Annotated in this window: 27 protein-coding genes; 24 read left to right on the plus strand and 3 right to left on the minus strand. The window is 45.7% G+C overall.

Annotated elements, in window-relative coordinates:
• Positions 1 to 4: 4 nt before the first annotated feature.
• On the minus strand, positions 5 to 1,750 hold the full coding sequence (locus B5G33_RS03905) for an Rqc2 family fibronectin-binding protein (RefSeq protein ID WP_087416826.1): 1,746 nt from the start codon (positions 1,748 to 1,750) through the stop codon (positions 5 to 7).
• Between the two features lie 163 nt (positions 1,751 to 1,913).
• Between B5G33_RS03905 and B5G33_RS03910 the strand changes: the two genes are divergently transcribed.
• From B5G33_RS03910 to B5G33_RS03940, 7 genes are all read left to right on the plus strand, one after another.
• Positions 1,914 to 2,792, plus strand: a complete 879-nt coding sequence (locus B5G33_RS03910) for a YicC/YloC family endoribonuclease (RefSeq protein WP_087416911.1) — start codon at positions 1,914 to 1,916, stop codon at positions 2,790 to 2,792.
• 14 nt (positions 2,793 to 2,806) lie between these two features.
• On the plus strand, positions 2,807 to 3,079 hold the full coding sequence (locus tag B5G33_RS03915) for a DUF370 domain-containing protein (protein WP_087271042.1): 273 nt from the start codon (positions 2,807 to 2,809) through the stop codon (positions 3,077 to 3,079).
• Positions 3,072 to 3,704 carry a guanylate kinase gene (gene gmk, locus B5G33_RS03920; RefSeq protein WP_087271039.1) on the plus strand — a complete coding sequence of 211 codons (633 nt, stop codon included), beginning with the start codon at positions 3,072 to 3,074 and terminating at the stop codon, positions 3,702 to 3,704. The genes B5G33_RS03915 and gmk overlap by 8 nt, the downstream gene beginning before the upstream one ends.
• Before the next feature lie 4 nt (positions 3,705 to 3,708).
• On the plus strand, positions 3,709 to 3,963 hold the full coding sequence (gene rpoZ, locus B5G33_RS03925) for a DNA-directed RNA polymerase subunit omega (protein ID WP_087271036.1): 255 nt from the start codon (positions 3,709 to 3,711) through the stop codon (positions 3,961 to 3,963).
• Positions 3,964 to 4,038: 75 nt separating this feature from the next.
• Positions 4,039 to 5,379, plus strand: coding sequence for a 30S ribosomal protein S12 methylthiotransferase RimO (rimO, locus tag B5G33_RS03930; RefSeq protein WP_087416827.1), 1,341 nt, complete (start codon positions 4,039 to 4,041; stop codon positions 5,377 to 5,379).
• Positions 5,363 to 5,905, plus strand: coding sequence for a CDP-diacylglycerol--glycerol-3-phosphate 3-phosphatidyltransferase (gene pgsA, locus B5G33_RS03935; RefSeq protein WP_087271030.1), 543 nt, complete (start codon positions 5,363 to 5,365; stop codon positions 5,903 to 5,905). Before rimO ends, pgsA begins: the two co-directional genes overlap by 17 nt.
• A gap of 16 nt (positions 5,906 to 5,921) precedes the next feature.
• Entirely contained in the window at positions 5,922 to 7,217 is a 1,296-nt protein-coding gene (locus tag B5G33_RS03940; RefSeq protein ID WP_087416828.1) for a competence/damage-inducible protein A, read from the plus strand.
• Here B5G33_RS03940 and B5G33_RS03945 read toward each other — a convergent pair.
• Positions 7,189 to 7,506: a hypothetical protein gene (locus B5G33_RS03945; protein WP_191386464.1), complete on the minus strand. Its 318-nt coding sequence runs from the start codon at positions 7,504 to 7,506 to the stop codon at positions 7,189 to 7,191. The two genes, B5G33_RS03940 and B5G33_RS03945, sit on opposite strands and share 29 nt — an antisense overlap.
• Entirely contained in the window at positions 7,499 to 7,867 is a 369-nt protein-coding gene (locus tag B5G33_RS03950; protein ID WP_087271021.1) for a hypothetical protein, read from the minus strand. The genes B5G33_RS03945 and B5G33_RS03950 overlap by 8 nt, the downstream gene beginning before the upstream one ends.
• A 252-nt stretch (positions 7,868 to 8,119) precedes the next feature.
• Between B5G33_RS03950 and B5G33_RS21600 the strand changes: the two genes are divergently transcribed.
• The 17 genes from B5G33_RS21600 (at position 8,120) to B5G33_RS04030 (ending at position 26,373) form a co-directional block, all read left to right on the plus strand.
• Positions 8,120 to 8,269: a hypothetical protein gene (locus B5G33_RS21600; protein ID WP_164496689.1), complete on the plus strand. Its 150-nt coding sequence runs from the start codon at positions 8,120 to 8,122 to the stop codon at positions 8,267 to 8,269.
• A 173-nt stretch (positions 8,270 to 8,442) separates the two neighbouring features.
• The gene (alaS, locus tag B5G33_RS03955; RefSeq protein WP_087416912.1) at positions 8,443 to 11,082 is read left to right on the plus strand and encodes an alanine--tRNA ligase; all 2,640 of its coding nucleotides are present in this window, start codon (positions 8,443 to 8,445) and stop codon (positions 11,080 to 11,082) included.
• A 137-nt stretch (positions 11,083 to 11,219) separates the two neighbouring features.
• Positions 11,220 to 11,396, plus strand: a complete 177-nt coding sequence (gene rpsU / locus B5G33_RS03960) for a 30S ribosomal protein S21 (RefSeq protein ID WP_004222305.1) — start codon at positions 11,220 to 11,222, stop codon at positions 11,394 to 11,396.
• A gap of 59 nt (positions 11,397 to 11,455) precedes the next feature.
• A complete protein-coding gene (cls, locus tag B5G33_RS03965; RefSeq protein WP_087272336.1) occupies positions 11,456 to 12,991 on the plus strand; it encodes a cardiolipin synthase in 1,536 nt (511 codons plus the stop codon).
• Between the two features lie 64 nt (positions 12,992 to 13,055).
• On the plus strand, positions 13,056 to 14,228 hold the full coding sequence (locus B5G33_RS03970) for a D-alanyl-D-alanine carboxypeptidase family protein (protein ID WP_204247337.1): 1,173 nt from the start codon (positions 13,056 to 13,058) through the stop codon (positions 14,226 to 14,228).
• Between the two features lie 142 nt (positions 14,229 to 14,370).
• On the plus strand, positions 14,371 to 15,729 hold the full coding sequence (locus B5G33_RS03975) for an MATE family efflux transporter (RefSeq protein WP_087271969.1): 1,359 nt from the start codon (positions 14,371 to 14,373) through the stop codon (positions 15,727 to 15,729).
• 100 nt (positions 15,730 to 15,829) lie between these two features.
• Positions 15,830 to 16,648, plus strand: a complete 819-nt coding sequence (locus B5G33_RS03980; RefSeq protein WP_087416830.1) for a metallophosphoesterase — start codon at positions 15,830 to 15,832, stop codon at positions 16,646 to 16,648.
• Positions 16,645 to 17,577, plus strand: coding sequence for an AAA family ATPase (locus B5G33_RS03985; RefSeq protein WP_087271975.1), 933 nt, complete (start codon positions 16,645 to 16,647; stop codon positions 17,575 to 17,577). Before B5G33_RS03980 ends, B5G33_RS03985 begins: the two co-directional genes overlap by 4 nt.
• Before the next feature lies 1 nt (position 17,578).
• Positions 17,579 to 18,703 (plus strand): DUF58 domain-containing protein, encoded by a 1,125-nt coding sequence (locus B5G33_RS03990; protein WP_087416831.1) that lies wholly within the window; start codon positions 17,579 to 17,581, stop codon positions 18,701 to 18,703.
• A complete protein-coding gene (locus B5G33_RS03995) occupies positions 18,700 to 19,923 on the plus strand; it encodes a DUF4129 domain-containing protein (protein WP_087416832.1) in 1,224 nt (407 codons plus the stop codon). Before B5G33_RS03990 ends, B5G33_RS03995 begins: the two co-directional genes overlap by 4 nt.
• 46 nt (positions 19,924 to 19,969) lie before the next feature.
• Complete coding sequence (locus B5G33_RS04000; RefSeq protein WP_087271984.1) at positions 19,970 to 20,725, plus strand: segregation and condensation protein A; 756 nt, start codon at positions 19,970 to 19,972, stop codon at positions 20,723 to 20,725.
• Positions 20,726 to 20,730: 5 nt separating this feature from the next.
• Entirely contained in the window at positions 20,731 to 21,300 is a 570-nt protein-coding gene (gene scpB / locus B5G33_RS04005) for an SMC-Scp complex subunit ScpB (RefSeq protein ID WP_087271987.1), read from the plus strand.
• Positions 21,301 to 21,385: 85 nt separating this feature from the next.
• A complete protein-coding gene (locus B5G33_RS04010) occupies positions 21,386 to 22,615 on the plus strand; it encodes a D-alanyl-D-alanine carboxypeptidase family protein (RefSeq protein WP_087416833.1) in 1,230 nt (409 codons plus the stop codon).
• Between the two features lie 46 nt (positions 22,616 to 22,661).
• Positions 22,662 to 23,180 (plus strand): nitroreductase, encoded by a 519-nt coding sequence (locus B5G33_RS04015; RefSeq protein ID WP_087271993.1) that lies wholly within the window; start codon positions 22,662 to 22,664, stop codon positions 23,178 to 23,180.
• A gap of 13 nt (positions 23,181 to 23,193) precedes the next feature.
• Positions 23,194 to 23,943, plus strand: coding sequence for an arginase family protein (locus B5G33_RS04020; RefSeq protein ID WP_087416834.1), 750 nt, complete (start codon positions 23,194 to 23,196; stop codon positions 23,941 to 23,943).
• Positions 23,944 to 24,026: 83 nt separating this feature from the next.
• Complete coding sequence (cooS, locus tag B5G33_RS04025) at positions 24,027 to 25,910, plus strand: anaerobic carbon-monoxide dehydrogenase catalytic subunit (protein ID WP_087416835.1); 1,884 nt, start codon at positions 24,027 to 24,029, stop codon at positions 25,908 to 25,910.
• Between the two features lie 16 nt (positions 25,911 to 25,926).
• Entirely contained in the window at positions 25,927 to 26,373 is a 447-nt protein-coding gene (locus tag B5G33_RS04030) for a 4Fe-4S dicluster domain-containing protein (protein ID WP_087272003.1), read from the plus strand.

Here is a 26,373-nt window from a genome sequence, read left to right on the forward strand (position 1 = left end):
ATTATTATTCCACCTGCTCAATCCCGGAGATATCCGGTTCAATCATCAGGGAATAGTTGGTGTAGTAGACGACAAACCCTGGTTTGGCGCCGTTGGGTTTTTTCACATGTTTTTTCTGGATATAATCAATTTCTACTTTGGGGGCTGTTCTGCCGCTGGAATAGTAGGCGGCCAGCCGTCCGGCTTCTTCAAAGGTTCTGTCAGGCAGTTCTTCATTATTGCTCTTTATGATTACGTGGGAGCCGGCCATTTTCTTGGCGTGAAACCACCAGTCATTTCCTGTGGCAAATTTAAAAGTCAGCTCATCATTCTGATAATTATTTTTTCCTATATAGATATGGTAGCCGTCGCTGGAAATATAATGAAGTGGTTTGGACTTTGCCATTGCCTTCTTTTTATTTCCGGAATAATGTTTCTTGATATATCCGTATTCGGTCAGCTCGTCTTTAATCTGGGACAGATCGTTTTCCTGAAGAGCAATGTCCAGTGCCGTGCTGATGGATTCCAGATGCTGGATTTCTTCTTCCGTATCTTTTAACTGTTCCTCCAGAGCCTGGGCAGTACGTTTCATCTTATTGTAACGGTCAAAATATTTCTTGGCGTTTTCCTGAGGGCTCATAGTGGGATCCAGAGGAATAGTAATCTCCTCGTTGGTATAATAATTCAGAGCCTTAAAGGATTTGCAGCCTTCCTCCAGGTTATATCCGTAGGTGTTGATCAGTTCTCCGTAAACTTTGTACTTGTCCATTTTCTGAGTATCCTTCATCTGCTTGGACTGGAGATCCAGTTTTTTCCGATTCCGCTCCAGGGCGGTCTGAACGATCCGGCGAAGGTCAGAAGATTTCTGACGGATCCGGGTAATCTGATCTTTCTGGGCGTAATACTGTTCCAGTACCTGGGACATGGAAGAAAAGCTTTTCACAGGAGCGTTCATATATTTTGTCAAAGGAAGGGCGGCGTATTCCACCGGCTCTTCTTTTTCGTTATAGACAATATTTGGCTGGAAATTACCTTCCTTTACATCTTCCATAAGCCTTTGAAAAGTATGAAAGAGGTGCTCCTTTGCCGGAGGCGTGAGAGATTTTGCCGGCTGACTGCCGTCCAGAGAAGCCCGATGGCAGATTTCCTCGGCAATACAGGGGCTGATCCCTGTAAGGGAGGTATAGAGGGCTTTGGACAGATTTACAGGCTTTTCACATACAGATTGGGAAAAGTCTTCCTCGGACACAGTCATAGGATTATATTTTTCCTGAGTCTTTGGGAGAAAGTAGGCTCTGCCTGGAAGCACTTCCCGGACAGAGCTTACATTTCCGGAAATATGCTTGATGCTGTCCAGGATCATCCGCTCTTCATTTAAGAAAATAATATTGCTGTGTTTTCCCATGATCTCTACCACCAGGATTTTATGGCACAGATCGCCCAGCTCATTTAAATGCTCGATTTCAAATTCAATAGCTCTTTCCATATCCGGCTGGGTCACAGAGACGATCCTTCCGCTTCCGATATGTTTCCGAAGAAGCATGCAGAAATTAGGGGCGGTTAAGGGGCTGGTTTTATTTTTATCTGTAAAATAGATCAATGGAAGGGAAGCACTGGCGGAGATCAGGAGACGGTACTGAGTCTTGTTGCTTTTTATGGTGATCAGCAGCTCATCTGCCTCCGGCTGGGCGATTTTATTGATCTTTCCTCCCACGATAGTATCTTGAAATTCTTTTACCATGTTTGCAATGGTGATTCCGTCAAATGCCATAGTCTTTGCACTCCTTTATCAATCATTTGGGGATATCCTTTTTATCTTATCATAAATTTTTGTAAGAAGCAAAAAAATGTTTGACGGGTATGTGCCTTTGACTTATAATGACTATGTATGTTTATGCCCTCAGGCAAATAATGGACACAGAAAAGAGTTTTACATGATTAAAAGTATGACCGGCTTCGGCAGAGCCGAGCTAGTAGACGAAGAAAAAAAGATCACCGTAGAGATGAAGTCTGTGAATCACCGGTATCTGGATATTAATATGCGGATGCCAAAGAAGCTCAGCTTTTTTGAGGCGGCGATTCGTAATCTTTTGAAAGAGTATATCCAGAGAGGAAAGGTAGATCTCTTTATTACTTATGAAGATTACACTCAGAGCAGAGTTTCGGTAAAATACAATCGGGAGATTGCACAGCAGTATCTTACCTACATCAGGGAGATGGGCAGTGAATTTGGACTTGAGACAGAGATCACTGCGGCGGCTCTTTCTAAATATCCGGAAGTGTTTACCATGGAAGAGCAGACTCCTGATGAGAAAGAGCTTTGGACAGCTCTGGAACAGGTGATCCGCGGCGCAGCCGGACAGTTTGTAGAGAGCCGAACCCAGGAAGGTGCTCATCTGAGACAGGATATCCTGGAAAAACTGGAGGCTATGGATAAAAAGGTAGATCTGGTAGAAGCGAGATCCCCTGAGATTCTGCGGGAATACCGGGAGAAGCTGGAAGGCAAGGTGAAAGAGCTTCTGGCGGATGCCCAGATCGAGGAGAGTCGGATCGCAGCAGAGGTAATTCTTTTTGCCGATAAGATCTGTACAGATGAGGAAACGGTCCGGCTGAAAAGCCATATCCATCGTATGGAGGAAGTTCTCCATGAGAACGAAGGGATTGGGCGAAAATTGGATTTCATAGCTCAGGAGATGAATCGGGAGGCAAATACCATCCTCTCTAAGGCAAATGACCTGGAGACTTCCAATCTGGCCATTGATCTTAAGACAGAGATTGAAAAAGTCCGGGAACAGATCCAGAATATTGAATAAAGGCAGGAATGTCTATGACAAAGTTGTTGAATATCGGATTTGGAAATGTAGTAAATATGGATAAGGTGGTAGCGGTGGTCAGTCCCGACGCGGCACCTATCAAACGTCTGGTCCAGGCGGCAAAGGAATCAGGTAAAGCAGTGGATGCCACCCAGGGGAGAAAGACCAAAGCTGTTCTTATTACAGACGGCGATATGGTTGTGCTTTCTGCCCTTCAGCCTGAAACCATATCCAAGAGGTTTGGTACATTTCCGGAAAATGAAACAAGAGGGGAATATGATGTCTGAAAAAGGAATTTTAGTTGTGGTTTCCGGTTTCTCCGGTGCAGGAAAGGGAACACTGATCAAAAGGCTGATGGAAAAGTATGATAATTATGCTCTTTCCATTTCTGCCACTACCAGGGCGCCCAGGCCGGGAGAAGAGCACGGAAGAGAGTATTTTTTCCATACAAAAAGAGAGTTTGAAGAGCTGATCCTTCAGGACGCGCTGATCGAATATGCTCAATATGTGGAAAATTATTATGGGACGCCCAAGGCATATGTAGAAAAACAGTTAAACGCCGGAAAAGACGTGATCCTGGAAATTGAGATCCAGGGAGCGCTTAAGGTAAAGGAAAAACTTCCGGATACATTGCTGCTTTTTGTGACGCCGCCTACGGCTGACGAACTGAAAAGACGTCTGATAGGAAGAGGCACAGAGACAATGGAAGTGATCCAGTCCAGGCTTTCCAGGGCTTTTGAAGAGGCCAAGGGTATGCCGGAGTATGATTATATCCTGGTCAACGACCAGCTGGAGGAGTGTGTGGACCGTATGCATGCCATTATCCAGAGTCAGCATGACAGGGCAGATAACTGTCAGGATTTTATAGAAAAAATAACAGAGGAAATTGCTGTATTCCAGAAAGGAGAATGAATTTATGATACATCCATCTTACACAGAACTTATGGAAGCTATTAACGAAGGAGCAGAGCTGGAGGATGAACCTTTAGTAACCAGCCGCTATTCCGTGGTACTTGCCACCAGTAAGAGAGCAAGACAGCTGATCGCAGGGAGAGAGCCTATGGTACCTGCTGCAGGAAAGAAACCTTTATCCACTGCGGTAGAGGAGATTTATAAAGGTAAAGTCCACATTCTGCCGGAAGATCCTGAGACAGAAGAGGAAGAGAACTAAAAAGATGAATATTATGTACAGGGACTGCTGACAGCTTCTTGCCGGCGGTCCTTTGTGCTAATCCAAGGAGGTTTCATGAGAAAGGTACTGTTTATTTCTCTGGGCTGCGACAAAAACCTGGCAGACTCGGAAGACATGCTTGGTATGCTGGTAGAGAAAGGCTACGAGATTACCAATGAGGAAAAAGAGGCAGAGGTGATCGTTATCAATACCTGCGCCTTTATCCATGATGCAAAAGAGGAAAGTGTTAACAGTATATTGGAGATGGCCCAGTATAAAGAAACCGGCAGGCTGAAGGCCCTGCTGGTCACCGGCTGTCTGGCTCAGCGTTATCAGAAAGAGATTACAGAGGAGATCCCGGAAGTAGATGCTGTTCTGGGAACGGGAAGCTGGGACGAGCTTATCCAGGCCCTGGATAAAGTTTTTGACGGAGAAAAGTATCTGGATTTCCAGGATGTGGATCGTCTTCCTCAGGCAGAAGGAAAAAGGGTGATTACTACAGGAGGGCATTACGATTATCTGAAAATCGCAGAAGGCTGCGATAAACGATGTACTTACTGTATTATTCCAAAACTTAGAGGAAAATATCGGAGTATTCCTATGGAGAAGCTGGTGTCTCAGGCAGAGTATCTGGCCTCTCAGGGTGTGCGGGAACTGATCGTGGTGGCCCAGGAGACCACTATATACGGACAGGATCTCTATGGAGAAAAATCCCTTCATATCCTGCTGAAAAAGCTTTGCCAGATACCGGGAATCCAGTGGATCCGTATTCTCTACTGCTATCCTGAAGAGATCTATCCGGAGCTTATTCAGACAATGAAGGAAGAACGGAAGATCTGCCATTATCTGGACCTTCCCATTCAGCACTGCAATGACAGAATTTTAAAGAGAATGGGGAGAAGAACCACGAAAGCGGAACTGGTTCAGATCGTAGAGACTCTTCGGAGAGAAATCCCGGACATCATCCTGAGAACTACTCTGATCACAGGATTCCCAGGAGAGACCCAGGAGGAACATGAAGAATTGATGGAATTTATTGATACCATGGAATTTGACCGTCTGGGTGTGTTTACCTATTCTGCGGAAGAGGATACTCCTGCAGCCAGAATGCCGGACCAGATTGAAGAGGAAGAGAAAGAGAGACGTCAGGCGGAGCTGATGGAGCTTCAGCAGGAGATTTCTATAGATAAGGGAAACGCCAGGATTGGAAGCAACGTAGAAGTTATGGTAGAGGGAAAGGTGGCAGATGAAAACGCCTATGTGGCCCGGACCTACGGAGATGCTCCCGGAGTAGATGGTTATATGTTTATCAACACGGATACGGAACTGATGTCCGGAGATTTTGCTCTGGTCCATGTGACGGGAGCCCTTGAATATGATTTGATAGGAGAGTTGAAAGATGAATACACCGAATAAACTGACAATTGCAAGAGTGATCATGATACCATTCTTTGTAGCCTTTTTAATGTATGACATAACAGGGGCGGCAGATAAGTGGATTGCCCTGGTAATCTTTGTAGTGGCCAGCCTCACAGATACCCTGGATGGTTATCTGGCCAGAAAACATAACCTGGTAACGAATTTTGGAAAATTTATGGACCCCCTGGCGGACAAGCTTCTGGTATGTTCTGCTCTGATCTGCTTTACTGCAATGGGAAAACTGGCGGCCTGGATTACCATTGTGATCATTGCCAGAGAATTTATTATCAGTGGATTCCGCCTTGTTGCGGCAGATAACGGCATTGTCATTGCGGCCAGCTACTGGGGAAAATTTAAAACAGTATCTCAGATGATCCTTATCATCCTGATGATCATGGATATCCAGAATACAATCTTCCAGACTCTGATCACAGTATTTATTGTAATCGCTGTGGCTCTGACGATTATTTCGCTGGTAGATTATATTGCAAAAAACAGAAAAGTGTTAAGCATGCAGGATTAGGAAAGAGGGAAAACAGATGACAGCAGAATTGATCTGTGTGGGAACAGAGCTGCTTTTGGGAAACATTGTTAATACAAACGGCGCCTATATTGCTCAGAAATGTGCGGATCTGGGACTGTCCATGTACTACCAGAGTGTAGTGGGAGACAATATGCGCCGGCTGTGCAAATGTTTCCGGGCAGCGCTGAAGCGGTCTGACGTGGTAATCCTTTGCGGCGGACTGGGGCCTACCCAGGATGACCTTACAAAAGAAGCAGTGGCCAGAGTCCTGAAGCGGGAGCTGGTGGAGGACAAAAAAAGCCGGCGTCACATTGAAAAATTTATGAAACAGTATCTGAGAAATACTCCGGGAAAAGCCATTACCCAGAATAACTGGAAACAGGCTCTCATACCTGAAGGGGCAATAGCGGTAGAGAATGACAATGGCACTGCCCCTGGAATTATTGTAGAAGAAGGGGAAAAGACGATCATTCTTCTTCCAGGTCCTCCAGGGGAACTGATTCCGATGTTCGAGAGCAGGATTTATCCATATCTCCATAAAAAGCAGCCGGAGATCATTTCTTCCAGAACCCTGAAAATATGCGGAGTGGGAGAGAGTCAGGCTGAAACAGATATCCAGGACCTGATTCAAAAGCAGAAAAATCCCACAGTGGCAACCTATGCCAAGCCGGGAGAAGTCCACATCCGTGTGACTGCCAAAGCAGCAGATGAAGAGACTGCTCAGCAGCTTATAGAGCCTGTGGCTGAAGAGCTTCGGAAGAGATTTCAGGGAAGTGTTTATACAGAGGAGGAAGATAAGACTCTGGAAATGGCAGCGGTAGAGCTTTTGAGAGAGAGGGGACTTACTGTGACAACTGTAGAGTCCTGTACAGGAGGAGCCCTTTCTGCCAGGCTGGTGGATGTGCCGGGAGCTTCTGAGGTGCTGAAACAGGGATTTATTACCTATTCTGATAAAGCAAAGAAAAAACTTGTCCATGTTAAGAAAGGTACCCTGAAAAATCACGGTGCAGTAAGCAGGAAATGCGCAAAAGAAATGGCAGAAGGAGGAGCTGCGGCAGCAGGAGCAGATGCAGCCCTGTCAGTTACCGGTTTTGCAGGCCCCGAGGGAGGAACGGAAGAGTATCCTGTGGGGACCGTTTTTATCGGATGCTGTTTTAAAGGAAAGACAAAAGTGAAGGAATGTCATTTTAATGGAGACCGAAGCAGCGTAAGGGAACAGGCAGTAGTCAATGCCCTTGTGCTGCTCCGGAAATGTATTTTAGAGGGAGATGAGACCGGCAGGCTCACTGGAGCATCTTCATCATCTGAATGATCCTGTCCATGCGGGCAGTCTCTTCAGGAGATTTTCCGGTTTTCAAAACTTCTATAATGGTTTCGATTTCTGCATTAGAAAACCTGGTACCGTTGGAACGGTTCCGGGAGGCAGCTGCCATAAGCAGCGGCAGGAGCTCTTGAGGGCTTTTTCCAGAGCTTTGCTGCGCGAAAGAATTTAACATAGCCAGTTTGGCCGGGTCCATTCCAGCCAGACCGGGATGCTCCACCCAGGAAGTCTTTTCCTGGGTGTTTTTTTGCCCTTTATTGTCAGATTTTTGATTATTCACAGGAATCTGCACCTCCTTCCTCTACATCTTTCTGAGGGAAAGGCTTCTGGCTTAATTCAAACATCTGGACCATGGCCATGGTCTGGATGATATTGTCCAGCTGCTCTTTGGTCCGGCCATGACATACATTGCTGCAGGCGGTGAGCATTTCCAGAGGATTATTCTTTTCCCTGGATTGAGCGCAGATTTCTGTAGTGCCGGGAGAAGAACGGAAAAGCCGAAGGGTGTTTTTAAACTCCAGAAATTTTGCGAAGACAGATACAAAGGACTGCCCTTGGGCCGGAAGATATGGCAGGGCGGCCTTCAGCATTTCTATGGAATCTTCACTTACCATTTCGTCAAGAAGAGACTGATTATCCATATAATTCTCTTTTTTGCATTTTGCTCCATTATATGCCGGGAAAGAAAAATGTATGACCCGATATCCAACAGTTATCGGATGCTTCCCCAAAGCCATTCGATATCTGGAAACAGCAAATGTAAAATAAAGCCTAAAATAATGATTTGTCAACTTGCTATAACATCTCGAGATTTGTGCGTTTTAGCAGTATTTTGCACCACATGACCATTTGACTATGGAAATCATAAGATATAGGGAAAGGAGTTTTGCGTTATGGAAAGAGAGAAAACAAAACTTGTGGAGGAAGGCAACACCATTTATGAAATAGATCTGAACTGTATGAGAAAAAAAGAGATAGAACGGGAGAAAGTACTGAAAAGACAGGATGAAAATCAGAGCAGGGACACCTGTAGGAAACGTTAGAGGGCGTCTTTTGGCAGGCTGTCTGCTGTTATAAACAAGAAAACCCCTCAGCTTTCGGCTTTTCAGAGCCTGGCTGGGGAGTTTTTGTCTTGAAATACCATTCTGGCTGTGCTATCATAAAAAACAATGACTGCTTAAGAAGAGAATATGGGCAGCAACGGGAGGGAAAAACCGTGAAGAAATACGGAGTAAATGAATTAAGAAGAATGTTTTTAGAATTTTTTGAGAGCAAGGGACATCTGGCTATGAAGAGCTTTTCCCTGGTTCCTCACAATGATAAAAGTCTCCTTTTGATCAATTCCGGTATGGCGCCGCTGAAGCCATACTTTACCGGAGCAGAGATTCCACCGAGACGGAGAGTGACAACCTGTCAGAAGTGTATCCGTACAGGAGATATCGAGAATGTGGGAAAGACTGCCCGCCACGGCACATTTTTTGAAATGCTGGGAAACTTTTCCTTTGGAGATTATTTCAAGCATGAAGCCATTGCCTGGTCCTGGGAATTCCTGACTGAGGTGGTAGGACTGGATCCGGAAAGACTGTACCCATCTGTTTATCTGGATGACGACGAGGCCTTTGATATCTGGAATAAGGAAATCGGCATACCGGCAGAAAGAATCTACCGTTTTGGAAAAGAAGATAATTTCTGGGAACATGGAGCAGGTCCCTGCGGTCCCTGTTCAGAGATTTACTATGACAGAGGAGAGAAATACGGCTGTGGAAAACCGGGCTGTACTGTAGGATGCGACTGTGACCGCTACATGGAAATCTGGAACAACGTATTTACTCAGTTTGATAATGATGGAGAGGGCCATTATACAGAACTGGAGCAGAAGAATATTGATACCGGTATGGGACTGGAGCGTCTGGCTTCTGTAGTCCAGGATGTAGATTCCATTTTTGATGTGGATACTCTTTGCGCCCTGAGAAATAAGGTATGTGAGCTGGCTCATACAGAGTATAAGAAAGACGAGGAGAAAGATGTTTCCATCCGTCTGATCACAGACCATATCCGTTCTGCTACTTTTATGATTTCAGATGGTATTATGCCTACCAATGAGGGCAGAGGCTATGTTCTCCGCCGTCTGATCCGCCGGGCTGCCCGTCACGGACGCCTTCTGGGAATCCAGGGCAAGTTCCTGGCAGAGTTAAGCGCCACTGTAATTGAAGGTTCCAAGGATGGATATCCGGAACTGGACGAGAAGAAGAGCTTTATCTTCCAGGTACTTACCAAGGAAGAAGAGCAGTTTAATAAAACCATTGACCAGGGTCTCCATATTCTGGGAGAGATGGAAGAGGCCATGGAAAAAGAAGGAAAGAAAGAGCTGTCAGGGGACGATGCCTTTAAGCTTTATGATACCTATGGATTCCCTCTGGATCTGACAAAAGAAATCCTGGAGGAGAAGGGATATACGGTAGATGAAGAAGGCTTTAAAAAATCTATGGATGTCCAGAGAGAAAAAGCCAGAAAAGCCAGAGAAGTTACCAACTATATGGGAGCAGACGCTACAGTATACGACGAGATCGATCCTTCCATTACCACAGAATTTGTAGGATATGACCATCTGGTATGGGATTCAAAAGTAACCGTTTTAACTACCCAGGAAGAGGTAACTGACGCCCTTACTGAGGACCAGAGAGGAACTGTGTTTGTAGAGGAAACTCCTTTCTATGCTACTATGGGCGGACAGGAAGGCGATAAGGGTATTATCACTATAGGAGATGCAGAATTCCAGGTTGAAGACACCATTCATTTAAGAGGCGGAAAAGTAGGACATGTAGGTATCCTTACCAAAGGAATGATCAAGGTAGGGGATGTGGTGACTCTTCATGTAGATGAGGCAGGAAGAGCAGACTGCTGTAAGAACCACAGTGCTACCCATCTGCTGCAGAAAGCCTTAAAAACCGTTTTGGGCTCTCACGTTGAGCAGAAAGGTTCTCTGGTAACTCCTGACAGACTTCGCTTTGACTTTGCTCATTTCCAGGCTATGACCCAGGAAGAATTGGCACAGACAGAAGCACTTGTAAACAAAGAGATTCAGGCAAATCTTCCTGTACAGACAGATATTATGACTATTGACGAGGCTAAGAAGACAGGGGCTATGGCTCTGTTTGGTGAGAAATACGGGGAGAAAGTCCGGGTAGTTTCTATGGGAGACTTCTCAAAAGAGCTTTGTGGAGGTACCCATGTGCCAAATACCGGTGTGATCACAACCTTTAAGATTGTATCAGAAAGCGGAATCGCTGCAGGCGTCCGTCGTATCGAGGCCCTTACCGGCGACGGCGTATTTGCTTACTATAAGGAAATTGAGAAACGCCAGGGAGAGATTGCAGCTATGCTGAAAACTACTCCGGCGGAGATCGAGGAGAAGATTGCCCATCTTCAGGCTGAGGTAAAGGCTCTTCACAGTGAAAACGAATCTTTGAAAGCAAAAATGGCTCAGGATGCTGTAGGAGATGTAATGAGCCAGGTACAGGAAATTAAAGGCGTCAAACTGCTGGCAACAGCCCTTGAAGATGTAGATATGAACGGTCTGAGAGATCTGGGCGACCAGTTAAAGGAAAAACTGGGCGAAGGTGTTGTTGTTTTAGCCAGCGTTAACGGTGGAAAAGTAAACCTTCTGGCAATGGTTACAGATCAGGCACAGAAAACAGGTGCCCATGCCGGAAATCTGATTAAAGGTATTGCGGCTATTGTAGGCGGAGGCGGCGGAGGCCGTCCGAATATGGCCCAGGCAGGTGGAAAAAATCCGGATAAAGTACCGGAAGCATTAAAGGCTGCAGGGAATATTTTGGCGGACCAGATAAAATAATGCAGGTTTTTAAGAAAAATTAATTCAAACCAGTTGACGTACGGGAAAAATCTGCTATAATGGTTTGTGTGCAAAAAAATACCCAGACAGTTGTATTATGCACAATTTACAGCTGGAGGGAGGTTAGGTGTGAGACTATGTCAAACGTAATCGTAAAAGAGAACGAGACTTTGGATAGCGCTTTACGTCGTTTCAAGCGTAGCTGTGCTAAGGCCGGCATTCAGCAGGAAATCCGTAAAAGAGAGCATTACGAGAAACCTAGTGTTCGTCGTAAGAAAAAATCTGAAGCAGCTAGAAAACGTAAATATAATTAATGTGCAGTAAAAGCCTCTGGAGCATACCAGAGGCTTTCTTACTTGACAAGGACAGATTTATGAAAAAGTTAGTAGACTTGTTATCCAACAGGCTGTTTGTTACAATAGTGGCGGTGCTTCTGCAGCTGGCCTGGATTTTTGCTCTGCTGTGGGGAGTGGGGGCTTTTTCCGGACACTTGATGAACCTGATCAATGTACTGAGCCTGATTTTGGTATTGTGGATAGTTAATAAAAAGAGCAATCCTTCCTATAAGCTGGCCTGGAGTATATTGATCCTGGCGGTGCCGGTCTTTGGCGTAATCATTTACCTTCTGTTTGGCCAGTCAAGAGTGGCTGGAAAAATGACCCAGGATTCCCAGACAGTAATGAAGAAAATCGCCAATTATTTTAAAGAGGATAAAAAGACCAGGGAGGCCCTGGAGAACACAGATCTGGGAGCCTCCATACAGTCTGCCTATATCCGGGATTTTGCAGGATTTCCTGTTCAGGGGAATACTACCACAAAGTATTACTCTGTGGGAGACGACATGTTCATCGATATGCTGGAAGATATGAAAAAAGCAGAGCATTATATTTTCCTGGAATATTTTATTATCCGGGAAGGCAGGATGTGGGGAGCGATCCTGGATGTTTTGGAAGAGAAAGTAAAACAGGGAGTGGATGTCCGACTTATATATGATGACATGGGCTGTGTAAATACCCTTCCCCATAAATATTATAAAAAGCTTCAGGCAAAGGGGATAAAATGTGCGGCATTTAATCCGGTAAGACCCATTCTGAATATTGTGCTGAATAACCGAGACCACAGAAAAATACTGGTAATTGATGGACACACCGGCTATACAGGAGGGCTCAACCTGGCAGATGAGTATATCAATGAGCTGGAGAGGTTTGGTCACTGGAAGGATACAGGGGTGCGGCTCTATGGTCAGGGTGTATGGAACCTTACGGTAATGTTCCTCCAGATGTGGTCAGTGATTACCAGGACCCAGGTTCAGTTTCCGGCTTATGGGCCATATATTTATCATACAGAGGAATTTGAAAATGATGGCTTTGTCCAGCCTTACGGAGATTCTCCTCTGGACGGGGAAGTAGTAGGAGAAAATGTATATCTGAATATGATTAATCAGGCTAAGAAATATGTATATATTTCTACGCCCTACCTGATTATAGATAATGAGATGATGACTGCTCTCTGTCTGGCTTCCAAGAAAGGGGTAGATGTTCGGATCATCACTCCTGGAATACCGGATAAGAAGATGGTATTTTTGCTGACACAGTCTTACTATGAGCAGCTGATCAGTGCAGGGGTAAGGATTTATGAATATACACCGGGATTTATTCATGCAAAGAACTTTGTCTGTGATGACGAGTTTGCGGCAGTGGGAACCATTAATCTGGATTACCGAAGTCTTTATCTGCATTTTGAATGCGGTGTATGGATGTACCAGAGCCAGGCAGTTGGCCAGGTAAAAGAGGATATGCTGAGGACTTTCGAGATTAGTGAAGAAATTACCCTTGATTGGTGCCTGAAACAAAATGTGGTCCGCAGGGCAGGGCAGAGTATTCTCCGGCTATTTGCTCCAATGCTTTAAAAAATTGCATATTTTACTGCTGCTTTGCTTACAATAATCTAAGAGGATTTTTGGAGCGCATTGTATGACAGGGAAAGCGGCGGGAGTTATCATGGCAGGGATTCTTATGATCTCTGCCATATTTGCAGGAGGAACGGTGTCTGTAAAGGCAGAAGGGGAGGAGCTGATCACATCTCCCCACGGAGTTCTAATGGAGGCCTCTACAGGACAGATTATTTACGAAAAAGATATGGATACGCAGGTGAAACCTGCCAGTATCACAAAGATTATGACACTTCTTCTGATCTTTGACGAATTGGCGAAAGGAACCATACATATGGAGGACCAGGTGGTTACCAGCGCTTATGCAAAATCTATGGGAGGCTCGCAGGTCTTTCTGGAAGAAGGAGAAAAACAGACTGTGGAGACCATGATTAAATGTATCGTCATAGCTTCCGGCAACGATGCCAGTGTGGCCATGGCAGAGCACATTGCAGGCAGCGAGGGAGAATTTGTCAAAAGAATGAATGAACGTGGGGCAGGACTTGGCATGGAGAATACCCATTTTGAGGATTGCTGCGGGCTGACAGAATCGGATAATCATTATACCAGCGCCCATGATGTAGCCATTATGTCCAGGGAACTGGTGACCAGATATCCCAAAGTCCTGGAATATTCCTCTGTGTGGATGGAAAACATTACCCATGAGACGGACAAAGGAACTTCTGAATTTGGGTTGACCAATACGAATAAATTGATTCGCAGCTATGACGGCTGCGTGGGACTGAAGACTGGAAGTACCAGTGTGGCAAAATACTGTGTCAGTGCTGTGGCACAGAGAGAGGGCATTACATTGATCAGTGTAGTCATGACGGCTCCAGATTATAAGGTGCGTTTTACCGATGCGGCAGCTATGCTGAATCTGGGCTTTGGAAGCTGCCAGCTTTATACAGACAGCGAACCGGAAGGGCTGCCCCAAATACCTGTAGAGGGCGGGGTGAAAGAACAGGTTCCCTGTGAGTATAAGGAAGAATTCCGATATCTGGATACCACGGGAGCCTCTCTTGAAAATGTGGAAAAGAAAATTGTGCTTCCCGAATCTGTGCAGGCCCCGGTGGCTCAGGGGGATAAGGCAGGAACAGCGGAATATTATCTGGATGGGGAAAAGATCGGCAGTGTAGACCTGATTTTCAGTCAGGACTGCAGGGAAGCTGGTTATACAGACTGCCTGAAAAAGGTTTGGGATATTTTTTTATAAAAATACCTATTGCAAGCCTTTACTTTTTATACTATAATGACCAGGCTGTAAACGAGCTGTCGCATTAATCAAAATCAAGAATATTTTTAATGTGACAGTTCCTTGAGCTAGAAATACAGGAGTATAAGTATTTGGAGATAGCATGGCAAGAAAAGAATTACAGATTGATATGACGGCTGGAAACCCGGCTAAAATTATTTTGAATTTTACTATACCGATTTTTATAGGAAATATTTTTCAACAGTTTTATAACATGGCGGATACCATCATTGTAGGAAAATTTGTGGGAACGGGGGCCTTGGCTGCCGTTGGAAGTGTTGGCACCATTGTCTTTCTGATCATCGGATTTCTTCAGGGACTGACAGCAGGATTTTCTGTACTGACTGCCCAGCGTTTTGGCGCGGGAGATATGGAAAACATGAGAAAATCCGTGGGCACCGCCTGCATTTTATCTCTGATCATTACAGTGGTGATGACGGCGGGAAGTATGCTGAGTATGAATTGGCTCCTTCATTTTATGAATACGCCGGAGGATATTTTTGCGGATGCTTATGCCTATATCATGATCATCTGCGGAGGAATTGCTGCCACTGTGCTTTATAATCTTCTTTCCGGAATCCTCCGTGCTTTGGGAGACAGCAAGACACCGTTATACTTTCTGATATTGTCTGCAGTGCTGAATATAGGGCTTGACTTATTTTTGATCATTGTTTTTCATATGGGTGTAGCAGGAGCTGCCTATGCAACGGTAATCTCCCAGGGCGTATCCGGTATAGGATGTCTGATTTATATTATAAAAAAGGTGCCTCTTCTGAGGATGAAGAAGGAAGATTTCCGGCCAAGAGGATATCTGGTAAAGATGGAGATGGCAGTGGGATTTCCTATGGCTCTTCAGTATTCTATTACTGCAGTAGGAACTATGATGGTCCAGTCTTCCCTGAATCTGCTGGGCTCTTTGTCCGTGGCAGCATTTACTGCAGCCAATAAGATTGAATCCATAGGAACCCAGGCATATGTGGCATTAGGGACTACTATGGCAACTTATTGTGCGCAGAATATCGGAGCCGGAGATATAAAGAGAATCCGTCAGGGATTTAGAAATGCTACAGTTATGGGCTGTGTTTATGGTGTTATCCTGGCTGTTCCCATGATGACGGTAGGAAAATATCTGGCATACCTTTTTGTTTCTCAGGATGTAGAAGCTATTATTGGCCAGGTAGACATTTATTTGAAATGTGTGGGACTGTTTCTGATTCCTCTGACTGTGGTGAATGTTTACCGCAACGGGATTCAGGGAATGGGATATGGATTTTTGCCTATGCTGGCAGGTGTTGCAGAACTTTTAGGAAGAGGAGCCGTAGCTTTCTGGGCAGCAGGGCAGAGAAGTTATGTGGGGGCCTGCATGGCCAGTCCCATAGCCTGGATATTGGCAGGAAGTCTGCTGCTGGTTATGTATTTTCGGATTATGAAGAGTCAGAGCAGATACGGGAATTTAGAATGAGGATTAAAATAGAGAGAACAGGAGGGAGGGCCTTTTGGGTTCTCTCTTTCTTTTTACAAAGAAATGCGGTAAGATATAAGAAAATTTGAGAGGTAAAAAAGTGAAGAAATTTGTTACAGTAAAATACCAAATAGATTCAGATAAAATAAAGTGTCCTTTTACTGTAGTCATGGTCAGTGACCTGCACAATGTGGTCTTTGGAGAAAAGAACAGCCAGCTTCTGAAAAAAATCGGGGAGATTGCTCCAGATTTTCTGGTGATTGCAGGAGATCTGGTCCTGGGCAAGCCGGAAGCTTCCCTGAAAGAGCCAGAGGAATTTTTAAAACAGGCGCTGAAGATTGCCCCTGTTTTTTACGCTCCAGGCAATCATGAGCAGAGAATGAAGCTTTATCCCCAGACTTATGGAAAGGCTTATATAGGCTATGAGAAAAGGATTCAGAGAATGGGCGTAAAGCTCTTGGAAAACCGGACGGAAATCATACAGATAAAAGGTCAGGATGTGGCGGTTACAGGTCTGGAGCTGCCCTATGAATATTATCTGAAAAGAAAGCAGAAGACATTGGAGAAGAGAGAACTTACCAGACTTCTGGGAAAGCCGAAAAAGGACTGCTTCCAGATTCTCCTTGCCCATACGCCAAAATATGGAAAGACTTATCTGGAGTGGGGAGGAGATCTGATTTTTTCCGGCCACTATCATGGAGGTATGGTCCGGCTGCCTTTTTTCGGAGGTGTGGTCAGTCCGGACCTGCGGCTTTTCCCAAGATTCTCCCATGGGAAATTTACACAGGAAGACCGGCATCTTATCGTAGGAGCAGGACTGGGGGAACATACCATACCCCTTCGGATATTTAACCCCAGAGAACTGGTGGTTGTTTGTTGCGCCCCAAAGGATGGACAGGAGAAAGGAAAGACAAAATGAGCAGAGAGAGTTTAAAAGCTATCGGAGATAATATAGAAAAGGTAATTATAGGAAAGAGGGATGTTATCGATCTCATACTTGCCGCAATAGTATCTCAGGGACATGTGCTGCTGGAGGATGTGCCTGGTACGGGAAAGACCAAGCTGGCCAAGGCTCTGGCAAGATCTGTGGAAGGGAGATTTTCCCGTATTCAGTTTACTCCGGATTTACTGCCATCGGATGTGACAGGTATGAATTATTATAACCAAAAAGAAGGGGAGTTTCGTTTTAAACCGGGACCAGTGTTCTGCCACGTGCTGCTGGCGGACGAAATCAACCGGGCAGCACCCCGTACCCAGTCCAGTCTTCTGGAATGTATGGAGGAAAAGCAGGTAACTACGGAAGGAGAAACCAGAAAGCTTGAGGCCCCCTTTTTTGTTATCGCAACTCAGAATCCCATTGAAAATGCAGGAACCTTTCCCCTTCCTGAAGCCCAGATGGACCGTTTTCTCATGAGACTGTCTCTGGGAATGCCAACCAGAGAAGAAGAACTCCAGATTCTGGAGCGTTTTGAAAGAGCGGACCCTCTGGACAGTCTGGAGCCGGTGAGCACGGTGGAAGAGCTGAGAAAAGACCAGGAGGAATATAAAAAGGTTTATGTACATCCGGAGCTGAAAGGCTATCTGACAGATATCTGCGAGAGGACCAGAAATATGGGAGAAATCCTTGGAGGGGTCAGCCCCAGAGGAACCATAGCTCTTTACCAGGCTGTACGGGCCTGGGCCTATATCCAGGGAAGAGAGTATGTGGTTCCTGAAGATATTAAGAAGCTGGCTGTGCCGGTGCTTTCTCACCGTCTGATCCTGGGCGGAGGCTTTCTGAAGGGGGAAGAGCTGATTCGCCGGATATTGAAAGAGACTGACGTACCAACGGAAGAATGGGGAAAATGAGATGATTTTTTTGCTCATACTGGCAGGAGGGATACTGGCCCAGTTCCTGGCAGGAATATATTATGAAAAAAACTGGAGAAAAGGACTGAAAGTGGAGGTCCATTTCCAAGGGGAGCCTATCTTTCAGGGAGAAGAAGGATTTCTTACCGAAATCATTGAAAATGCCAAAAGGCTGTTTCTGCCAACTCTTCAGGCAGGATTTGCCGTAAGCAGGAATCTTTCTTTCGGGCAGGAAGAGAATACCAGTGTGTCGGATCAGAGCTATAAAAGGGATATTTTTTCCGTTATGGGGAGACAGAGGATTATCCGCCAGGTCCCTTTTATGGCTGTAAGGCGGGGATACTACGAAATACAGAAAGTGGACCTGGTAACCAGGGGAATCCTTTTGAATGGAGAGATGTATCATACGGTTCCTGCCAGTACATATCTCTATGTATATCCTAAAAGACTTTCAGGAGAAAACTGGGAAATGCTTTTTCGGCGGATTTCAGGAATCTACGAGTCCAGAAAAAGACTTCTGGAGGATCCCTTTCAGTTTCGCGGCATCCGGGAGTATACCCCGGAAGACCCTATGAATAAGATTAACTGGAAGGCCAGTGCCAGGACCGGCAGTCTTATGGTGAACCAGTTAAACTCAGCGGTGTCTGGCAATGTGTATATTCTTTTAGATGTGGAAGATGAGACGGTATGGAAATATGAGGAAATCCATGAAGAAGGAATCCGTCTGGCTGCAGCTGCAGCGGAATATTTTTTATCCAGAGGGATTGATGTAGGACTGATTACCAATGGAAAAGACTGCAAAGAAAAGTCCGAGATTTTTCTGGCCGGACAGTCTGGCAGAGGACAGAGGGAAAAACTTTTTCAATGTCTTTCCAGGATTGATCTGGGACAAGACTGCAGGAAATTTTCCGACTGCCTGGAGGGAAAAAAGGAGTTTCTTTTATCAAGAGAAAGCCTCTGCATTCTCATTACAAAAAATCAGTATGGAGAGCTGGAAGAGATTATGGCAGAACTGGGAGAAAAAAATCAGGGTAGCGTTTATCTGGCTACGCTGTATTCAGAGATGGAGCTGAAAATAAAAAGAAAACAAAGGATGGAAGTCCTTCGCTGGGAGGTGAAGAGATGAAGGAAGACAAAATTCTGAAAATATATGGCTTTCTTCACCTGTGGCTTTTTATGACAGGCATTCTTCTTCTCCTTCTGTATTTGGGAGATGGGTTATATGCAGGAACTCCGGTAAAGATTTTCTGCATGCTCATATCTGCCCCGGTCTTCCGGGAAGTATCGATGAGAGGAAAGAAAATCTGGAGTTATCTGGCTGTATCATTTTTGATTCTGGCAGGTTTCTGGCTTTTGGGAAAGGCGGGATGGGAAAGAGGCTGTCTTCTTCTGGGTGTCCTTTTCTTTCTGACCCTGTTTTTTGTACAGAGGATAAAGGGGAACAGAAAGGCTTTTTTTCGGCCTTCTTATCCCTGCCTGCTGGTTTTTGCACTGGAATATATTTTTGCTCTGGAGTATGGGCTGGAAATCTTTCAGAATGTGTTTCTGGTCTTTGCCGGGTGTTATTGGCTTTTGATTCTGTGGTGCCGGAACAGGGAAGGTTTTCTGGAATACTGCGGCGCTCATGAAAAATTATACCGGTTTCCAAAACAGGGAATTGCTTATGGAAACCGGCTGATGCTGATCTTTCTCACAGGACTGACTGTGGGCTGCATGGTTATCCTGCCTTTTCTGGAAATTGACAGGGGAATCCTGGCTGTACTGGAGCTGCTGAGGCGGTTTCTGGCGATGCTCCTGTCTGGTGAAAGAGAAGCTCCGGAGCCGGAAGAACTGCCCCAGGAGGATATGGGAGCCCAGCCCCCTTTTCTGGGAGCCGGAGAAGAACCCTCTCCTCTGCTGACAGCTATTTGGGAAGTGCTGGAAAAAATATTAATCGCAGCATTCGTTCTGGCCATCCTGGGAGGAATCTGTGTGTTTCTTTACTGGTTGTATAGGAAATATAACAGTGAGACTGAAGTCAATGGGGATATACTGGAAAGCCTGGATGTTTCCAGAAAGGAAAAGACTGAGAAACTGGGAAAAAGCCGGATGCCGAGGTTGGGATTCTTTTGGGGCAGGACGCCTGAGGCCAGAATACGGAAATCTTACCGGCAAAAAATTATGAGAGAAGGGAAACCTTCTGCCGTCTTCACCCCCATGGAACTGGAGGAAGCAGCAGGTCTTCCAGAAGGGGAGGAAAGAGAAGAGTTTCACAGCCTTTACGAAAAGGCCAGATACGGAAATGCTCCCTGCTCCCAGGAAGAGGCCAGGCGCATGGGGGAGCTGGAGAGGGTGGACTTTTCCTGAAAAATAGTGTAGAATGGCACATAGCGAAAAAAAGAGGTAAGGAAATATGGGAACTGGAATTCCGGTAAAACTCCAGGTGTTTGAAGGTCCTCTGGATCTTCTTCTCCATCTGATCGAGAAAAATAAAGTGAATATCTATGATATACCGATTGCTGAGATCACAGATCAGTACATGGAGTATATCCATCAGATGCAGCAGGAAGACCTGAATATCATGAGTGAGTTTATGGTAATGGCAGCAACGCTGATTTCTATCAAGTGCCGGATGCTCCTGCCGAAAGAGGTAAACGAAGAAGGAGAGGAAGAGGACCCAAGGGAGGAACTGGTCCGTCAGCTCCTGGAATATAAGATGTATAAATACATGTCCTATGAACTCCGGGATCGAATGGCGGCAGCGGCGAAAAATGTGTATAAAGCCCCTACGGTTCCCAAGGAAGTACTGGCCTACAGAGAACCGGTGGATCCGGAAGAACTTCTGAAGGGCATTACCTTGGCAAAACTCAATGATATTTTCCAGAGCGTTATCCGCAGACAGGAGGATAAGGTAGACCCTATCCGGAGCAAATTTGGAAAAATCGAGAAGGAAGAGATCAGTCTTCCTGACAAAATGGAAGAGGTAGAGGACTATGCAAGGAGCCACAGATACTTCGGCTTTCGAGATCTGCTCTCAAGACAGTCCAGCAAGGTCCAGGTGATCGTTACCTTTCTTTCCATCCTGGAATTGATGAAGATGGGAAAAATCCGTATCAGCCAGAAAGAAACTTTCGGGGAAATTTATATTGAAAGCTGCATGAAAGGATAGAATCAATGGAACTGAAAAAAATCGAGGGTGCCATAGAGGCCATACTCTTTGCTATGGGAGACGCAGTATCATTAAGAGATATTGCCAAGACTATTGGTCATGATATGGAAACTACGAAAAAAATCATTCGAAATATGATGCTGAAATATCAGACAGAAGACAGAGGCATTAAGATCATTGAGCTGGAAGACTCCTTTCAGATGTGTTCAAAGGAAGAATACTATGATTATCTGGTGGCCATGGCACTTCAGCCTAAGAAGGCGGTTCTGTCCGATGTCATGTTGGAGACTCTGTCCATTATTGCTTATAAGCAGCCTGTTACAAAACTGGAGATTGAGAAAATCCGGGGCGTGAAAAGTGACCATGCAGTGAATAAGCTGGTTGAATACGGACTGGTGAGAGAGGTAGGCCGTCTGGATGCTCCGGGAAGACCGATTTTGTTTGGGACCACAGAGGAATTTCTCAGGAATTTTGGCGTTCAGGGTCTGGACGACCTGCCGGAGATCGATCCGGTACAGATTGAAGATTTTAAAGCAGAGGCAGAGGAGGAGATCCAGCTTCAGCTTGATGTTTAAAGAGATACTGCAGACGGGAGGAAGACCTGTTTGTGGTATCTTTTTTTGGGCCTGTTCATAACCTTTATAAGAAGGAGAGACAGGTATGAAAAAAGCTGGGAAAATATGGATAATAGGAATTCTGATCTGCCTGGAGATAATTCTTCTTCCCTGGCAGGTCTATGGAGAAGAAGTTCAGGAGCCGGACAGCCTGTATGCCCTGTCTGCAGTGCTCATGGACGGTGATTCAGGAAGGGTACTCTTTGAAAAGAACGGGGAGGAACAGAGACCAATGGCCAGTACCACTAAAGTGATGACCTGTATTCTGGTACTGGAATCGGGAAGGACAGGGGAGACAGCCCAAACTTCTGCCTATGCCGCATCTATGCCGGAAGTGCATATGGGAGCCAGAGAGGGCGAGAGTTATGGCGTCAGAGATCTTCTCTATGCCCTGATGCTGGAAAGTTACAATGACGCAGCGGTGATCCTGGCAGAGCATATCGGGGGAAGCACAGAAGGATTTGCAGATATGATGAACGAGAAAGCCAGGGAAATCGGCTGTGAGGATACATGGTTTATCACCCCCAATGGCCTGGACGCCCAGGCAGAAACAGAAGAAGGGGTAAAGATACATTCTACCACAGCAGAAGATCTGGCCAGAATCCTTCGCTACTGCATAAGAGAATCTTCTGCCAGGGAAGAGTTTCTGGAAATTACCCGTACGCCGTCTTACACTTTTACAGACTCTTCAGGAAACAAAACCATCTCCTGCACCAACCACAATGCTTTTCTGAGCATGATGGAAGGGGCGTTGACGGGAAAAACGGGATTTACCGCAGATGCAGGCTACTGTTATGTAGGGGCTCTTGAGAGAGAGGGCAGGACTTTGATCGTGGCCCTGCTGGGCTGCGGCTGGCCTAACAATAAAAATTATAAATGGTCAGATACCAGAAAGCTGATGGAATACGGACTGGAAAACTATACCTGGCAGAGCTTTGCCCAGGCTGAACTTCCTCTGATTCCACAGTATCTGCCGGTAGAAAATGGACAGACGGAGATACTGGGAGTCCCGGCCCAGGTGGCGGTTTCCCTGGAGGAACTTTCTCAGGAAGAAGGAATGCTCATCAGGAAAGACGAAAAACTGGAGGCGGTTGTGGAGATAGAGCAGAGCCTTCAGGCACCGGTAAAAGAAGGAGAAAAAGCCGGAGAGATTTTATATCAGGTAAATGGTCAGACCTGGAAGACCAGGGAGATCCATACAGCGGCTTCTCTGGAAAAAATTGATTTTCCCTGGTGTCTGGAGGAGACCTTAAAGAGACTGGTATTTGCTCCATGACCGTGATAAAATAGTTATAAAACTACGAATATAGGAGGAATGGATGATGAATGCAGCTATGGAAAATATTCTTACAAGAAGAAGTGTCAGAGCCTTTGAGGAGAAGGAAATCCCCAGAGAAGAACTGGAGCAGATTGCAAAAGCTGCGATCTATGCGCCAAGTGGACAGAACAAACAAACCTGGAAGATAACTGTAGTTACAGACCGGACTAAGATCCAGGCACTGGCAAAGGCTGTAGGAGAAAAACTGGGAAGAGAGGGGTATGATATGTACAGTCCGCAAGTCCTGGTAATCCCTTCCAATGACAGAGATAATCACCACTCTCAGGATGATAATGCCTGTGCTATGGAAAACATTATGCTGGCGGCCCATTCCTTCGGAATTGGTTCTGTTTGGATCAATCAGGTAAGAGATGTCTGCGACGTCCAGGAAGTGAGAGCTATTTTGAGAGGCTGGGAGATCCCGGACAATCATGTGATATTTGGAATCGCTGCCCTGGGATATGCGAAGACTCCTGTTACTCAGAATCCTGAGAAAAAAGGGCAGATACATTTTGTGGATTAAGGATAGAAACAAGATGAAACCAATCATAATGGACTTTTCCGGCATCTACCGGGAAGAAAATTTTTTGAAAGAGGAAGAGGCTTTGTGGCTGGATTTTCGAAAGCTTCAGGGAGTAAACTGTTACTGTACCCAGGAGGCGGAGGATGAGATTAAAGAAAAGATTTACAGTCTGCCCTTTCAGGGAATCCATTTTCTGGATTCCGGCAATTATCATTACCTTACAAAATTCTGGCTGGAGAAAATCCAGAAGCCTTTTTCCCTTCTGGTATTCGACAATCATACAGATATGCAGGAGGCAGCCTTTTTCGGGCTGCTTTCCTGCGGCAGCTGGGCTGGAGAGGTCCTGGAAAGCCATACATTCCTTTCCAGTATGTGTGTAGCAGGCCCTCCTGAAAAAGCCTTTGAAGAATATCATGGCCCAGGCAGGGAGAAACTGACCTGCATCAGCAGGGAAGAACTGTCGATAAAGGGAGAAAATCTCTTTCTGGAATTTCTGGAGACAAATAGAGACGTGCCTTTGTACATCTCTATAGATAAAGATGTTTTAAGAGAAGAGGATGCCAGGACCAACTGGGACCAGGGAGTGCTTTCTCTGGAACAACTTTTAAAATGGCTGGAACTGGCCTTTAAAAAAAGGAAAATCTTGGGAGTAGATATCTGTGGAGAAAATCCTCCGGATACAGCCAGGCCTCTTTCAGGAGAAGAGCTGAAGATTAATTCCCGGACAAACAGAGAACTGTTATCCTTTTTAAAAAATAAATAAAAAAGCAAGTTATACTTGACTAATTTAATCTAGATTCGTTATAATTTTAACATACAATTATTTACATAGGAGGAATTTAAGAAATGAACCAGTGTTATGGATGCAATACCTGTGCCAGTGCGGACAAGCCTTTGGAGGGATTTATCCGCAGCCTTCCCATGGAGACTTCTCATCACAGAGTAGAAGGACAGAGCACCAAATGCGGCTTCGGCCTTCAGGGTGTGTGCTGCCGTCTCTGCGCTAACGGCCCATGCCGGATCACACCAAAAGCTCCCAGAGGAATCTGCGGTGCTACTGCAGATGTTATCGTGGCAAGAAACTTCCTGCGGGCAGTTGCCAGCGGTTCCGGCTGCTATATCCACATTGTGGAGAATACAGCTCTGAACGTGAAGAAAACAGCAGAGATCAAGGGAGAGATCAAAGGTGAAAAATCCCTGGCAAAACTGGCAGAGATTTTTGGCGTACAGGGAACCGACAAGTGGGATACTGCAAAACAGGTAGCCCAGATGGTCCTGGACGATCTGTATAAACCGGAATACGAAAAAATGGAACTGGTGGAAAAAATGGCTTACGGCCCCAGATTTAAGAGATGGCAGGAACTGAATATCCTTCCCGGAGGAGCCAAAGGCGAAGTGTTCCATGGCGTGGTGAAATGTTCCACAAACCTGAATTCTGACCCTGTAGATATGTATACAGACTGCCTGAAACTGGGTATTTCCACAGGTATCTACGGACTGACACTGACAAACCTGCTGAACGACGTACTTTTAGGAGAACCGGAACTTCGCATGGCACCGGTAGGCCTTCGTGTGATTGACCCAGATTATATCAACATTATGATCACAGGACATCAGCACACGATTTTCGTAGATCTTCAGGAGAGACTTACCTCCAAAGAAGCTGTTGCAAAAGCTCAGGCAGCAGGAGCCAAAGGCTTTAAGCTGGTTGGCTGTACTTGCGTGGGACAGGATCTTCAGCTTAGAGGCGCTCATTATACAGAAGTATTTGACGGCCATGCAGGAAACAACTACACCAGTGAAGCTGTTCTTGCCACAGGCGGCATTGACGCTGTTCTTTCTGAGTTTAACTGTACTCTTCCAGGCATTGAGCCTATCTGTGATGAACTGATGATCAAACAGATCTGTCTGGATGATGTAGCAAAGAAGGCCAATGCAGAGCTGAAACCTTTCAAATTTGAAGAGAGAGAAAAACAGAGCGAAGAGATTATTGACGAGATCGTAGAAGCTTATAAAGCGAGAAGAGGCAAAGTAACCATGAATCTTCAGCCGGAACATGGAAACGACCACACTCTTACCGGTGTTTCCGAAGGTTCCTTAAAGGAATTCCTGGGAGGAAACTGGAAACCTCTTATCGACCTTATCGTATCCGGAGATATTAAAGGTGTTGCCGGCGTGGTAGGATGCTCCAACCTGACAGCAGGGGGCCATGACGTTCTTACAGTAGACCTGGTAAAAGAACTGATCTCCAGAGACATTATCGTTCTCACAGCAGGATGTTCTTCAGGGGGAATCGAAAACTGCGGTCTGATGACGCCGGAAGCAGCAAAACTGGCAGGACCAAAGCTCCGTGCAGTCTGCGAAAAACTGAATATTCCTCCAGTGCTGAACTTTGGTCCATGTCTGGCTATCGGACGTCTGGAAATCGTTGCCACAGAGCTGGCAGAAGCTCTGGGAATCGATATTCCTCAGCTTCCGCTGGTACTTTCTGCCGCACAGTGGCTGGAAGAGCAGGCTCTGGCAGACGGATGCTTCGGCCTGGCCCTGGGACTGCCCCTTCATTTAGGACTGCCGCCTTTCGTTACAGGAAGCGATCTGGCAGTGAAACTTCTTACGGAAGATATGAAGAGCCTTACCGGCGGACAGGTGATCATTAACCCGGACGCTAAGGCAAGTGCAGATATCCTGGAAAAGATCATTGAGGAGAAACGTGCAGGTTTAAATATTTAAAAGACAGGAGCCTAAGATGAAGAGAATAATGATAGACGCCTCGAAATGCGACGGCTGCAAGAGCTGCTCCGTGGCATGTATGCAGGCCCACAGAAAAGATGAAGGCGATGTCTATACACTGGATCTCACAGACATTGCCAATGAGACCAGGAATTTTATCTATAAAAATCCTGATGGAAGTTATACTCCGGTGTTCTGCAGACACTGTGACCAGCCGGAGTGTGTCATGTCCTGTATGAGCGGCGCTCTTGCCAAAGACCCGGAAACAGGCCATGTACAGTACGATGAGAAGAAGTGCGGTTCCTGCTTTATGTGCGTGATGAACTGTCCTTACGGCGTACTGAAACCTGATGACAGCACCCGCAGCAAGGTGATCAAATGTGATTTCTGCATTGACAAGGGAGAAGATCCCAGCTGCGTAAAGGCCTGTCCAAAGCAGGCTATCTGGGTTGAGGAGGTGTAG

The organism is Blautia sp. An81 (assembly GCF_002161285.1).
Classification (GTDB): domain Bacteria; phylum Bacillota; class Clostridia; order Lachnospirales; family Lachnospiraceae; genus Blautia; species Blautia ornithocaccae.